The sequence below is a fragment of the Acinetobacter sp. IRS14 genome (assembly GCF_034650275.1).
In the GTDB taxonomy this organism is placed as follows: Bacteria; Pseudomonadota; Gammaproteobacteria; order Pseudomonadales; family Moraxellaceae; genus Acinetobacter; species Acinetobacter oleivorans.
The window spans coordinates 296129-309577 of sequence record NZ_JAOVFN010000002.1; the positions used below are offsets into that span (position 1 = coordinate 296129).

Here is a 13449-nt window from a genome sequence, read left to right on the forward strand (position 1 = left end):
AGGTGAGCCTATGCAACTTGAATCTATCCAATTTAAACATATTGCTCTGTTTCACGATCTTAAAATACAGTTTCAATATGAAAAACAGCCGATTACCTTAATTTTAGGTGAACAAGCAACGGGTAAAAGTATGTTGCTCAAACATACTTACCATGCTCTAACTTGGTTCCCTGCTCGTTTTAAAGATTTACGTAGTCCCGGTATTGTTATGCCTGACCAAGACATTACTCAATCGCGTCTACAGTCAAAAATCGAAGTGACCCTTCAAGTTCCACCAGAAATTGGCTCTTTGCCAGAAAGTACTTCTGCACAAGAGGTAGATTCTTCACTGTGTAGCTGGAAACTTTTTAAAACCCTAAATTCAAGTGGCATTGGAATCAGCCAAGTTGAAACTCAACAACTTGACCAGACTATGGCCCTTTATCAACAAGTCATCAAAAAAGATCCATTACAAGGGTTACCCTTAATCGCTTACTACCCAGCCGAGCGATTTGTAAATGATATTAATCTGCTCAATAAAAATTTACCCGGCATAACTCAAGCCATTTCAGCCTATGATATTAGTCCAGTTCCGTTCACAACCTTCACTCGTTTTTTTGAATGGTTACGTGAAATTAGCGATATCGAAAATGCTCAAGCTGCACATCTCGTACAACGCATTAAATCTAAGCAATCAGATCCACAAGATCAGACAGAACTATTAAATGAGCTTCAAAAAGAGTTATCTGGACAGCCTAAACAGCTCACCGCACCTAACCTCTACGCTCTTAAAAATGCATTAAATATTGTTTTGCCAGAGCTCAAAGACTTATATTTACAATATCAGCCTAGGCTTCAACTTATGGCTGATTATGATGGCCAAACCCTACCTTTTCAGCAACTTTCCAACACCACAAAAACATGGATTGCTTTAGTAGGCGATATTGCCCGCAGGCTCTGTTTACTCAATCCGTTAAGCCTAAATCCTTGTCTTGAAGGTGAAGGAATTTTATTGATTGATCAAATTGATGCGCAACTTGATGCACAGCATTGTTCAGAAATTTTAAATAAACTCCATCAGGCATTTCCACGCTTACAAATTATTGCAACTGGAAGTCGTGAAGAGTTATTAGAACATGCCTCGGCCTATCAATGTTTAAAATTAGAGCATGGTAAAATTAGCCATCTTGATTTAAATACCACCAAACAACAGCTTGAACACATCTATACATTACTCCAAAGAAGCGAGTCATTAGTTCCACATATGGAAACGCAGCTTCCAAGCTTAATAGACCCGACTCCCTCTCCAGCACAGGTTGATGTTTTATTTCAGCAAATTCAGGGCTTAAATGAACAACAAAAAAACGAATTGCTACGCATGATTCATGCAGGAGACACACCAGAAGAAAGTCCTTCTGTTTAAATTTTATAATCAATCGGCTCTCTTTTTATAATTAAAAAGTAGAGTCACAAAATATATGGTTAAGTCAGGTTTTTTAGCTTTAAAAATAACTAGATGTTGTTACTACATGTAATAACATCAGATTTTTACTGCTTTTTTAGTGTACAATAAATTTCATTTTGCGTTTTTATTCTTCAAGTTGCGCAATACAACTTGTTTCTCGCTTTATTTTCTAATTTGGTTGGGTTTTCAGAATAACAAAGTCTTGGAACTCTCTTTGAATTCCTATCTATTCTGAAATTAAAAATTCACCTTTAGGTTTCGGCCTAAATCACATATGGATACGAGTGTGCTACCGATAATTATCTTATTACCGTTAATATTAGGCACCACCCTTGTTTCATTGCTTCAACGGTTCTCGCGTGGAGTAACGGCTTTAGGGGCAATTGGAGTCAGTTTAACCAGTTTTGGTTTATTACTGACTCAAGCTAAAACTGTGCTTGGTGGTGCAAGCATTCAACAAAGCTGGGATTGGTTACCTCAATTAGGAATTAATCTAAGCTTCAGACTCGATGCTCTTGGTTTACTATTCTCTTTACTTATTACCGGTATCGGTACTCTCATTTACATATACGCCTATTACTATCTTGGCCCTAAAAACTCTTTAAGCAAACTCTATGCTTTACTTATGCTGTTTATGGCAGCAATGCTGGGTATTTCGCTCTCTAATAATCTTATTATTTTATTAGTCTTTTGGGAGCTCACCAGTATTTCATCTTTCTTGTTAGTGGGTTACTGGAGTCATTATGAAGCTGCTCAACGCGGCTCTCGAATGGCGCTCACCATTACAGGGATGGGCGGTTTAGCCTTATTGGGTGGATTTGTTCTATTAGGGCAAATCACCGGGACCTATGAAATTAGTGACATCATGGGCATGAAAGACGCCATTCAAGCCCATGCTTTATTTATTCCAATGCTATTGCTTATTTTGCTTGGTGCATTTACGAAGAGTGCTCAGTTTCCATTTCATTTTTGGTTACCTAACGCAATGGCAGCACCAACACCGGTATCTGCCTACCTACACTCTGCGACCATGGTAAAAGCAGGTATTTTTCTACTTGCCCGCTTACTGCCAATTTTTGTCGGCGCTGCGATCTATCACAATATTGTGACATTTATCGGCCTGTTTACACTTTGTATGGCAGCATGTTTTGCCATTTTTAAAGAAGATTTAAAAGGACTATTAGCCTATTCAACGATTAGTCATTTGGGGCTCATTGTTTGTTTACTTGGTATCGGTTCGCCTTTAGCAGTTGCTGCTGCTATTTTTCATATTATTAACCATGCAACATTTAAAGCTGCACTCTTTATGATTGCAGGGATCATTGACCATGAAACAGGTACACGTGATCTTCGAAAACTCAGTGGTATTTGGCAATTACTTCCTTTCACCGCCACATTAACCATGATCACCGCCGCCTCTATGGCAGGTGTACCGCTCACCAATGGCTTTATTTCTAAAGAGATGTTCTTTACCGAGCTATTGGCGAATCTTTCAGGTTCAGCAGTTATCTTTGCCAGCATCATTGCAACGCTTGCTGGTATTTTTGCAGTGAGTTATTCAATTCGCTTAGTGCACGGCGTGTTTTTTGACGGTCCAATTGGTAAACAAGTGCCAAATAAAGATGCACATGAACCGCCAATGGGCATGCGCGCACCAGCCCTTCTTCTTGCTGTGCTATGTATCTTGGTCGGTGTTTTACCTTCTTTGTTGGTAGAACCACTAGTAAATAGCGTAACCAGAGCAAGCTTGATGCAACCAGAATTTGCAGGAACTCATCTGGCGATCTGGCACGGATTCAATGCTCCTCTTGTAATGAGTATTATTGCTTTAGTCGGCGGCTCATTGTTCTATTTTGCTTTGGCAAAAGATGGCATGATTCGTAAAATTGACCTTGACCCACGTCTTGGTAGATTACAAGGCCGCATTTTATTTGATTTATTTTTAAAACATCTTTTGCTCACTAGCCGAAAAATTAAACAAAAAACTGAAAATGGTTCATTGCAAAGTTACTTGTTCTTGATCATTGCTTTTAGCGTCATCATGGTCACTATACCGCTCCTTAATCAAGGGCTCACTACAGGCACACGTGAACTCACTCATGCTCCATGGATTGCCATCGTTCTATGGCTAACCCTGTTCTCAGGTTGCTGGATGATGCTGTGGTTCCATCATGAGCGTATTAAAGCAGTCCTTATTAGTGGTGCAATTGGTCTAGTGGTAACGATGGTGTTTGTCACCATGTCAGCGCCAGATTTGGCACTGACTCAAATTACCGTGGATGTTGTAACCACCGTTCTGTTACTAATGAGTTTATCTTTACTTCCACAGTTAACACCGTATGAATCTCTTCGCTCTAGACGCTTAAGAGATGCTGCTTTAGCGATTGTTGGAGGCTTAGGAATAGGCTGGATTGCGTGGCTGATTTTAACCCGTGATCATAATTCGATTTCATGGTTCTTTGCGCAGCAGTCTTTACCACTTGGTGGTGGCTCAAATATTGTAAATGTCATTTTAGTTGACTTCCGTGGTTTCGATACCTTTGGTGAAATTACAGTACTAGGCATTGCTGCTATTGGTTCACTTTGCCTCATGGATGGTATGCGTGTACATGGTACAACCATAACTCAAGGTCTCACCTACCGTTTTAATCCATCTCCGCTCATGTTCCGTATTACAGCCTCTTGGGTATTGCCATTGGCGCTTGTCGTAAGTGTTTATATCTTTATGCGAGGCCATAACTATCCAGGTGGTGGCTTTATTGCAGGTCTAATCACCTCAATGGCGTTAATCATTCAATATATTGCGCTAGGTCAAGACCAGACAGAACAATTACTTAAAGCAAAATCAGGTCGTCTTTATGAAGTGTGGATTGGTTCAGGGTTAACCATTGCTGGGCTTACTGGTGTAGCTGCATGGTTCTGGTTACGCCCATTCCTGACTAGCGCGCACGTGTATGTTGAATTACCAATTTTAGGAAAACTACATTTGGCTTCGGCTGCGAGTTTTGACTTAGGGGTTTATATCACCGTGGTTGGTGCAACGATGTTGCTCATCTCGGTATTGGGAGACTCTCGCCACTCAAGTATGTCTGGTCCTGTAGTACCACATCGGGAGGAATCATCATGATCAGTTTAGAATTCTTATTGGCTTCTGCGATTGGTTTACTTGTTGCCACAGGTATTTATCTGATTTTACGTGCTCGTACTTTCCCTGTCGTGCTTGGATTAGCGGTAATTGGCTATGCTGTAAACCTATTTTTATTTGCGATGGGCCGATTACAAATTAGCTCACCCGCAATTTTAACTGAAACAACAAAAATAACCGATCCACTTCCTCAAGCGCTGGTGTTAACAGCCATTGTGATCGGTTTTGCAACCACCGCTTTTATTGTACAACTGGCACTGCGTAGCCGTTATGAATCAGGTAGTGATCATGTTGATGCTAAAGAAGACATCTCTCCAACATACGACCCACGTGAGGATGAGCCGTAATGTTTGATTTTTTATCTTTCTGGCAAGAACATGCGCCGATTTTTAGCATTCTCATTCCGGCATTTACTGCTTTTATCTTATTACTGCTAGGCAACCCAGGTGCAGGGGCTTTAAAAGAGGACTGGCGACAACCTTGGCGCCGTGGCATTAGTCTTGTTTCTGCAATTGCTGGATTAGTTACCGCAATTGTATATTTAAGCTTTGCAAGTACAGGCCAAATTACCATTTACCAGCTGAGTGAATGGTCAGCACCGTTTGGTATTGTGCTCGTATTAGATCGTCTTTCTGCATTTATGCTGGTACTGACCTACGCGTTAGTCGTTCCAGTTCTATGGTATGCAAGCGACAATTGGGATACCCGTGGTCGCTATTTCCATGCCATGGTGCATTTCTTATTAATGGGTATCTGCGGAGCATTTTTAACAGGCGATTTATTTAACCTTTTCGTCTTTTTTGAAATCTTGTTGATGGCTTCGTATGTTTTGCTTTTACATGGGCAAGGCAAACCACGTTTTCAGCTTGGCGTTCACTATGTCATTATCAATCTTCTAGCCTCTGCCCTATTCTTAATCGGCCTTGGTATGATTTATGGCAGTGTAGGCAGCCTCAACATGGCGGATGTTTCACGCCTTATTCCGACACTTGAAGCAGATCAACACAAATTAGCCGTAGCAGGCGCCCTGCTTTTATTTGTAGTGTTTGGCATTAAAGCAGCGATGCTTCCTGTAGGTTTTTGGCTACCAAAAACTTATGCTGTTGCAAGTACACCTGTGGCTGCAATTTTCACCATTATGACCAAGGTCGGGATCTATTCGATTTTGCGTGTAAATGGAACAGTATTTGACGATGCTCTTAGCCAAGAAATTTTAAAAAGCTGGTTACTTCCAATTGGTTTGATTACTTCACTTTACGGTGTGATTGCAGCAATTGGAGCAGATCGTTTACGTCGCTTTGTCGGTTTTATGGTACTTTCTTCAATTGGTACATTGCTCACAGCAATTGCCATGTCAAATACACAAGCATGGTCTGGTGCTTTATATTACTTAGTGCACAGTACGCTAATTGGCGCGGCCTTTTATCTATTTTGTGGATGGATAACTTCACAACGTGGCGATTTTAAAGATCATTTAAAAGTTGCCCCAAGAATCAAACAAGAAAAAGCAGCTATGGTGACTTATTTCTTGATTGCCATGATGCTCGCGGGTTTACCACCTTTTAGTGGTTTTCTTGGAAAGGTATTTATTTTACAAGCGACAGTCGAAGCCAGCTATCAAGGTTGGATCATTGGGGTTGTGCTTGTTGTGAGCCTATTAAGTATTATTGCTCTAACGCGAGTTGGTTTTATCTTGTTCTGGCGAGCAACACCACCAGAGGAAGATCCAATCCATCCGGCTTATATTCTTTATCGAGCATTACCAGAACGAGCACCACCACGTAATGATCAAGTAATTTATGTGTTACTTGCCAGCTTAATCGCTTATGTCGTCTTTGCTGCACCAATTCAGCATTACACATTAAGTACCGCTCAGCAGATTCAAGACCACGCACTTTACCAACGCACTATTCTTAAAGTAGATAAAAATGGTGAAGCTATCAGCGTACAACCATTTGACCCTGCTTACCTGCCAGAAACTAAATATGGTGGTGAGGTTGAAGATCATAATGCTTACCTCGTTCCAGATATTATTTCGAAAGATACCTTCAATGGTGAACATATTTCGGAATATAAACTTCGACAAATTCAGCAACAGGACAAACTACAAACGCCTACCATTGTTGATGAAAGTCAATTGAAACCTATGGAGCCATAAAAATGCAGTTATCTCATTTGCTTGAACGCTGGTTTCCACATCCATTTGTTTCCGTTCTTATCATTTTATTTTGGCTGATGCTTTCACATAGTCTTGATGCTAGTGACATTCTGACGGCAGTACTGCTGGGTTTAATTATTCCTCGTTTAGTCAAACCGTTTATCACCCGTACACCGCATATTCACTGGCAACCAGCTATTAAATTATGCTTTGTGGTTCTTTGGGATATTGTCATTTCTAACTTTCGAGTGGCAAAGCTCGTTTTGGGACCTACCAAAAATTTACATCCAAAATGGTATCGTGTGCCATTAGAAACGGAACATGAGCAGGTTAATACTTTACTGGCAATGATCATCACAACAACGCCGGGTACGGTTTCTGCGGGTATTGATCAGGAACGTGGAGATATTCTGGTTCATGCTTTGAGCACAGATAATACCGAATCTGATATTGAAGACATCAAACAACGTTATGAAATTCCACTTATGGAAATTTTTGATGTAAAAAGCAAAACGGAGGCAAGTGCATGACCATTCTACCCTATGCTCTAGGTATTAGCTCAATTGCCATTACCATCTCTATGCTACTTTGCCTCTTCAGATTAGTCATAGGCCCATCAATTGTAGATCGGCTTTTAGCACTTGATACTCTCTTCTTAAATGCAACTTGCCTCATTGTTGTTTTAGGCATTTATTGGATGACGACCTCTTTATTTGAAGGAGCCCTACTGGTTGCAATGCTAGGTTTCGTATCTACAGCAGCCTTAGCACGTTACTTCACAACCGGTCATGTAATCGATTAAGGAGAGATCAAAATGCAGTTCGTAATGGAAATTATTGTTTCAGTCTTTCTGGTTTTTGGTGCTTTCTTTATGTTAGTCGGCTCGATTGGCATGGTGCGCTTGCCTGACTTATTCATGCGCTTACATGCACCCACAAAATCGAGTACGTTAGGATTAGGCAGTTTTTTGATTGCGTCTATGATCTTTTTTGCTTTTCAAGGCCGCTTTGGTTTTGCCGAGCTACTGATCACACTTTTAGCTTTTATCACCGCACCGGTTTCAGCAAATTTAATTGCTCAAGCTGCGCTACATTTACGTTTGCGCTCATTGAGTGGAGAAGTTCCTGAGTCAATTGAACGCCCCTTGCCGTGGGACCGTTATAAAATTGGACAGCGTTTCTCGCAAAATAAACCGCCTATGGACCCTCCTAAAGACTAGGAAAAAGCCCACCAATAAAAAAGCCACCCGAAGGTGGCTTTTTTATTTTTTATATTACTGTTCTTCGTCTGAATCGCGTTTCGGTAAATCATTTACCGCTTTTTCGATCAAACCAAACATATAGTTACCATAAGCATTCGTCTTGTCATAATGGAAACGCAATCTCGGCGTAATACGTGTCTTGATACGACGGCTCAATTCATGACGCAAGAAACCAGAAGCTTTATTTAATACATCTAAAGTTTCTTTATTTGCTGCTTCACTTTGCTCATCGCCAAGCTCACGTCCCATTACGGTGACATAAACTTCAGCATAACCCATGTCTGCACTGACTTTCACCGCAGAGATGGTCACTAGACCACCTAAGCGAGGATCTTTAAGCTCTTGACGAATCAGCTCAGACAACTCGCGTTGAACTGAATCCGCCATGCGCTTTAAGCGTTGGCTACCCGCCATTAAAGACTCCGTTTAATCAATTGAACATCATAGACTTCAATTTTATCTTTCACTTTGATGTCTTTATAACCTTTCACCGCAAGACCACATTCCATACCGGCACGAACTTCTTCAACCACTTCTTTATAGCGACGAAGAGATTCAAGCTCACCTTGGAACACAACCACGTCATCACGTAATACGCGAATCGGTTTATTACGATGCAATACACCTTCAAGTACCATACAGCCTGCTGCTGCACCAAACTTACTTGAGTGGAATACTTCACGTACTTCAGCAACACCCAAGATAGTTTCACGATGTTCAGGAGCAAGTTTACCACTCATGGCATCTTTCACATCATCAATTAATTCATAAATGATGCTGTAGTAACGAATATCGATACCGTCTTGGTCACTTCTCTGACGAGCAGTCGTATCAGCACGAACGTTAAAACCTAACAATACAGCTTCTGAAGATTCAGCAAGAATCACATCAGACTCAGTAATCGCGCCAACACCCGAACTAATTACACGAACTTTTACTTCATCAGTAGATAATTCATGTAAAGCTGCATTCAATGCTTCTAAAGTACCACGTACGTCTGTTCTTAAAACAACGTTCACTGTAGGAACATCTTTTTTGCCCATTGACGACATGATATTTTCAAGACGCATTGCGCTTTGACGATCAATACGTTTTTGACGTTCACGGTCAGCACGAGCATCAGCAACTTCACGCGCTTTCTTCTCGTCATTTACAACAAGAACTTCATCACCTGCCATTGGAGCATCTGGAAGACCCAGAATTTCTACTGGAATAGATGGTCCTGCTGATTTAATCGGCTTACCATTTTCATCAGACATTGCACGGACACGACCATATGACGAACCTGCAAGAACAAGGTCACCAATGTTTAATGTACCGTTTTGAACAAGAATAGAAGTTACTGCACCACGGCCTTTATCAACACGCGCTTCAATAACAACACCTTGTGCAGCACCTTCAGCAGATGCTTTTAATTCCATCAATTCTGATTGAATAAGAATTAAATCAAGGAGTTCATCAATACCTTGTCCACTGTGTGCAGAAACTTTAGCAATCGGAACATCACCACCCCATTCTTCTGGAACGATTTGTTTCGTTGTTAATTCATTTAACACACGGTCCGGATCAGCAGACTCTTTATCCATTTTGTTGATTGCAACAATAATTGGAGTTCCTGCTGCACGCGCATGGTCAATTGCTTCTGCAGTTTGTGGCATTACACCGTCATCTGCCGCAACAACCAATACAACGATATCCGTTGCTTTAGCACCACGTGCACGCATTGAAGTAAATGCAGCATGTCCCGGTGTATCAAGGAATGTAATGATTCCTTTGTCTGTTTCAACGTGATATGCACCAATATGCTGGGTAATACCACCTGCTTCACCTGCCGCCACTTTCGAACGACGAATACGGTCAAGCAATGATGTTTTACCATGGTCAACGTGACCCATAATGGTAACAACTGGCGGACGAGTTGTTTGCTCACCACGAGCTTCTTCAGCCGCTTCAAGCAAGTTATCTTCCGCTTGAGTATCAGAAACTAAAACAGGGTTATGACCCATTTCTTCAACAACAAGTGCTGCTGTATCTTGGTCAATAGCTTGTTCCTGATTAACCAACTCACCCATTTTCATAAGTGTTTTGATAACTTCACGTACTTTAATCGCCATTTTTTGAGCAAGATCGGCAACAACAATGCTTGAACCGATTTCTACATCATAAACTTGCTTTTTAACTGGTTTTTCAAATCCGTGCTTATTAGCTTGGCTTGATTTTAAACCACGTTTGTTATGGTTAACAAAGCTTTGCTCTTCTTGACCACGACGACCACCTTTTTTACCCGCACGAGGGTTAGTGGTTGCACCACCGCGTTTAATTTCACGGTCTTCTTGCTTAAATGAATCTTCATAAGCTTGGCCTACTAGACCTGAAGCAAGTGGAGAATCATCAATCACACGAATTGTGGTAGTAGCTTCGTCACTTGAATACTTAGACGCCATTTTGCGCATTTGTTCAAGTGTACGTTGCTGAGCTTCTTCAGCCGCTTTACGACGCGCAGCTTCTTCAGTTGCTTTCAACTGAGCTGTTTGTGCTTCACGAGCTTTCTTTTGCTCTAATGTTTCTGCTGGTTTTGGTGCAGGTTTTACTGTACCACCACCACGTTTTTTCACTACTACAGCAGCTTTAGGAGCTGTCTGAGCAGCGCTATCTTGTTGATGAGCAGCACGCATCGCATCTAAAGTTGCTTTTGCTTTTTGCTCTGTTTGAAGACGCGCGTTTTGCTGTGCAGTGTCACGCGTTTGCTGTTCTACACGTGCTTTAGCTTCAGCTTCTGCACGTGCTTTAGCTTCAGCTGCAATTTGTTCAGGGTTTGGTTTAGCAAAAACCTGTTTTTTACGTACTTCTACGTTAATTGTTTTTGCTTTACCTGAAGTACTTGCAACTTTAGCGGTACTGGTTGTTTTACGTTTCAACGCAATTTTTCCTGTGTTACCACTTTCCTGACCATGCACTTTTTTCAAATGATTGACTAAAGTATCCTGTTGTTCAGTGGTAATAATGTCGTCTGCTGTACGTTGAGGCAAACCTGCTTCACGAGCCTGTTCTAGGAGCTTCTCAACAGGACGTTCTACACTGAGAGCTAACTCTTTAATCGACTTGTCCGTCATATTTCATCTCCTAGTTAAACCATGATTCGCGAGCTTTCATGATCAATTGACCTGCTTTTTCATGATCAAGTCCTTCAATATCAGAGATATCGTCAGTAGCTTGATCTGCCAAATCATCGACAGTAATAATACCGCGAGCGGCAAGCGAGTAAGCGATCTCAGAAGTCATGCCTTCCATAGTGAGAAGGTCTGCGCTCGGTTCTTGAATATTTTCTTGCTGTTTCAAAGCATCAGTAAGTGCTGCTTCTTTTGCACGACTTTGCAATAACTCAACCAATTCAGCATCAAGCTCAATTTCGTCAAAAGTTTCAGCTGGAACATAAGCAATCTCTTCTAAAGAGGTAAAGCCCATTTCCACCAATGCCATTGCTAAATCTTCTTCAATATCGAGACGTGATACAAACATATCAAGATATTGCTGAGCTTCATTTTGCTGACGAGCACGATACTCTTCTTCAAGCATCATGTCGAGTTTGTAGCCAGTTAAATCAGAAGCCAAGCGAACATTTTGGCCTTGTGAGCCAATCGCGCGAGCCAATTGATCACTGGTTGCAAAAATAATATCGGCACTTCTTGCATCTTCATCAAGCACGATGCCTGAAACATCAGCTGGTTCTAATGCACTTGCAATGTACTGAGCTGGATCATCAGACCAGACCACTACATCAATACGTTCACCGTTTAACTCTTGTTGTACTGCTTGAATACGTGTACCACGCATACCAATACATGCACCTACAGGGTCAATACGATGGTCATTTGTTTTCACTGCAATTTTAGCACGAACGCCTGGTTGACGTGCCGCTGCTTTAATTTCAATAATTTCTTCAGAAATCTCAGGAATTTCTTTTTTCATTAAAGCAATTAACATTTCAGGCTTAGCGCGTGATAACAACAACTGAGCGCCACGACCTTCACGGTTCACATTGTATAAAATAGCGTTCATACGTTGTTTCGGGCGAAGAATTTCTTTAGGAATCATTTCTTCGCGCGCAAGATAAGCTTCAGCGTTGTCGCCTAAATCAATAATAAAGCCGTCTTTGGTTTGTTTTTTCACTTCACCGTAAATTAACTCACCAACTTTAGACTCGTATGCATCAGCAACTAAAGCACGTTCAGCTTCACGAATTTTTTGTACGATAACTTGTTTTGCAATTTGTGCAGCGATACGACCAAACTCAATAGATTCTACTTCGAGTTCACGAACATCACCAATTGACCATTTAGATGGGTCAAGGTCAGAAATCGCATCTTGGCAAGCTGGCATTTCATGATCTTCATCTGCCACAACAGTCCATTGACGGAATGTGCTGTAATCACCAGTTTTACGATCAATTTCTACACGAAGCTGAGCTTCTTCAGCATGCGTACCTTCGTAAAATCTTTTCTTCGTTGCAGCAACTAGAGCTTGTTCTAAAGCCTCGAAGATCGCTTCACGACTAACACCTTTTTCATTACTAACCGTTTCAACAACGGTAAGAATTTCGCGGCCCATAAGTCACCTACCGATTTCTTATAAAATTTAATAAATTTAATCTTGATAGATCAAGTTTGCTTTATCGATATTGTTGCTGTCGATCTCAAGCACGTGCTTCCCATCAACTTCAACCTGAATTTCTTCATTTTCAAGGTCTACTGCAATAAGCTTTGCTTGAAATTTACGACGGTTTTCTACTGCTGCAATCAAACGCAAAGCAATTTGTTGTCCGATGTAGCCTTGTAACTGTTCTAGTTGAAAAAATGGACGATCCCAACCTGGTGAAGAAACTTCTAATGAATACTCACCTGAAATTGGATCATGGACATCCAGCATTGCGCCAACTTGTTGTGTTACACGCACACAATCTTGTACACCAATACCACGGCCTAGTTCTACTTCACCATCTTCATTAAGTACTGGCTCAGCATCTTCTTCACTTACCGCTTTGTCGATATAAATACGCAATAATGAACGTTTACCTTGTGGGAGAAACTCGATTCCCCAAAGGTCGACACCACATGCTTGTACTGCAGGAACAATTAAGTCATGCAATGCTTGGGATTTATTTGATAATTTCATTTACTCTCGTCATTCTCGTGCGATTCAATCGGTTGTTTTAACCGACACAGACCTACTATAGTGAAGCATGACTATTTGACCAATTGATGTCGAAACTACACGATAGCGATACGATAACCAATAAAAAAGGGCGTTAATCGCCCCTATGTAGCACAGAAAACAATAGTCCACTGTGCAAAAAGGCCCACTTGTCTGTGAGCCTCTTTTAAGAAACTTGGTAGCGGGAGCTGGATTTGAACCAACGACCTTCGGGTTATGAGCCCGACGAG

The 13449-nt window shown here is 41.2% G+C and carries 11 protein-coding genes; 7 read left to right on the forward strand and 4 right to left on the reverse strand.

What is annotated here, in order from left to right; genetic code table 11:
• The first annotated feature begins 10 nt into the window (after positions 1 to 10).
• From ODQ17_RS03610 to ODQ17_RS03640, 7 genes are all read left to right on the forward strand, one after another.
• A complete protein-coding gene (locus tag ODQ17_RS03610) occupies positions 11 to 1402 on the forward strand; it encodes an AAA family ATPase (RefSeq protein ID WP_322901776.1) in 1392 nt (463 codons plus the stop codon).
• 316 nt (positions 1403 to 1718) lie between these two features.
• The gene (locus ODQ17_RS03615) at positions 1719 to 4571 is read left to right on the forward strand and encodes a monovalent cation/H+ antiporter subunit A (RefSeq protein ID WP_322901778.1); all 2853 of its coding nucleotides are present in this window, start codon (positions 1719 to 1721) and stop codon (positions 4569 to 4571) included.
• Positions 4568 to 4936 (forward strand): Na+/H+ antiporter subunit C, encoded by a 369-nt coding sequence (locus tag ODQ17_RS03620; protein ID WP_003654595.1) that lies wholly within the window; start codon positions 4568 to 4570, stop codon positions 4934 to 4936. The genes ODQ17_RS03615 and ODQ17_RS03620 overlap by 4 nt, the downstream gene beginning before the upstream one ends.
• On the forward strand, positions 4936 to 6747 hold the full coding sequence (locus ODQ17_RS03625; RefSeq protein WP_252060575.1) for a monovalent cation/H+ antiporter subunit D: 1812 nt from the start codon (positions 4936 to 4938) through the stop codon (positions 6745 to 6747). Before ODQ17_RS03620 ends, ODQ17_RS03625 begins: the two co-directional genes overlap by 1 nt.
• A 2-nt stretch (positions 6748 to 6749) precedes the next feature.
• Positions 6750 to 7277: a Na+/H+ antiporter subunit E gene (locus tag ODQ17_RS03630; protein ID WP_252060576.1), complete on the forward strand. Its 528-nt coding sequence runs from the start codon at positions 6750 to 6752 to the stop codon at positions 7275 to 7277.
• Complete coding sequence (locus ODQ17_RS03635) at positions 7274 to 7549, forward strand: monovalent cation/H+ antiporter subunit F (RefSeq protein WP_004795001.1); 276 nt, start codon at positions 7274 to 7276, stop codon at positions 7547 to 7549. The genes ODQ17_RS03630 and ODQ17_RS03635 overlap by 4 nt, the downstream gene beginning before the upstream one ends.
• 12 nt (positions 7550 to 7561) lie before the next feature.
• Positions 7562 to 7966, forward strand: coding sequence for a Na+/H+ antiporter subunit G (locus ODQ17_RS03640; RefSeq protein ID WP_005301841.1), 405 nt, complete (start codon positions 7562 to 7564; stop codon positions 7964 to 7966).
• Between the two features lie 54 nt (positions 7967 to 8020).
• Here ODQ17_RS03640 and ODQ17_RS03645 read toward each other — a convergent pair whose 3' ends face one another.
• Genes ODQ17_RS03645 through rimP form a run of 4 tightly spaced genes read right to left on the reverse strand, consistent with a single transcriptional unit; the run spans position 8021 to position 13180 of the window.
• The gene (locus ODQ17_RS03645; protein WP_005301838.1) at positions 8021 to 8422 is read right to left on the reverse strand and encodes a ribosome-binding factor A; all 402 of its coding nucleotides are present in this window, start codon (positions 8420 to 8422) and stop codon (positions 8021 to 8023) included.
• Entirely contained in the window at positions 8422 to 11121 is a 2700-nt protein-coding gene (gene infB, locus ODQ17_RS03650) for a translation initiation factor IF-2 (RefSeq protein WP_005301836.1), read from the reverse strand. Before infB ends, ODQ17_RS03645 begins: the two co-directional genes overlap by 1 nt.
• A gap of 10 nt (positions 11122 to 11131) precedes the next feature.
• Positions 11132 to 12616: a transcription termination factor NusA gene (gene nusA, locus ODQ17_RS03655; RefSeq protein ID WP_003654584.1), complete on the reverse strand. Its 1485-nt coding sequence runs from the start codon at positions 12614 to 12616 to the stop codon at positions 11132 to 11134.
• 36 nt (positions 12617 to 12652) lie between these two features.
• Complete coding sequence (gene rimP / locus ODQ17_RS03660) at positions 12653 to 13180, reverse strand: ribosome maturation factor RimP (RefSeq protein WP_004795010.1); 528 nt, start codon at positions 13178 to 13180, stop codon at positions 12653 to 12655.
• Between the last annotated feature and the right edge of the window lie 269 nt (positions 13181 to 13449).

What these genes read in the sequence shown, in the direction of transcription:
- ODQ17_RS03615 (WP_322901778.1), top strand. Translation starts at nt 1,719, where the DNA reads ATGGATACGAGTGTGCTACCGATAATTATCTTATTACCGTTAATATTA.
- ODQ17_RS03635 (WP_004795001.1), top strand. Translation starts at nt 7,274, where the DNA reads ATGACCATTCTACCCTATGCTCTAGGTATTAGCTCAATTGCCATTACC.
- ODQ17_RS03620 (WP_003654595.1), top strand. Translation starts at nt 4,568, where the DNA reads ATGATCAGTTTAGAATTCTTATTGGCTTCTGCGATTGGTTTACTTGTT.
- ODQ17_RS03630 (WP_252060576.1), top strand. Translation starts at nt 6,750, where the DNA reads ATGCAGTTATCTCATTTGCTTGAACGCTGGTTTCCACATCCATTTGTT.
- ODQ17_RS03640 (WP_005301841.1), top strand. Translation starts at nt 7,562, where the DNA reads ATGCAGTTCGTAATGGAAATTATTGTTTCAGTCTTTCTGGTTTTTGGT.
- rimP (WP_004795010.1), bottom strand. Translation starts at nt 13,180, where the DNA reads ATGAAATTATCAAATAAATCCCAAGCATTGCATGACTTAATTGTTCCT.
- ODQ17_RS03645 (WP_005301838.1), bottom strand. Translation starts at nt 8,422, where the DNA reads ATGGCGGGTAGCCAACGCTTAAAGCGCATGGCGGATTCAGTTCAACGC.
- infB (WP_005301836.1), bottom strand. Translation starts at nt 11,121, where the DNA reads ATGACGGACAAGTCGATTAAAGAGTTAGCTCTCAGTGTAGAACGTCCT.
- nusA (WP_003654584.1), bottom strand. Translation starts at nt 12,616, where the DNA reads ATGGGCCGCGAAATTCTTACCGTTGTTGAAACGGTTAGTAATGAAAAA.
- ODQ17_RS03625 (WP_252060575.1), top strand. Translation starts at nt 4,936, where the DNA reads ATGTTTGATTTTTTATCTTTCTGGCAAGAACATGCGCCGATTTTTAGC.
- ODQ17_RS03610 (WP_322901776.1), top strand. Translation starts at nt 11, where the DNA reads ATGCAACTTGAATCTATCCAATTTAAACATATTGCTCTGTTTCACGAT.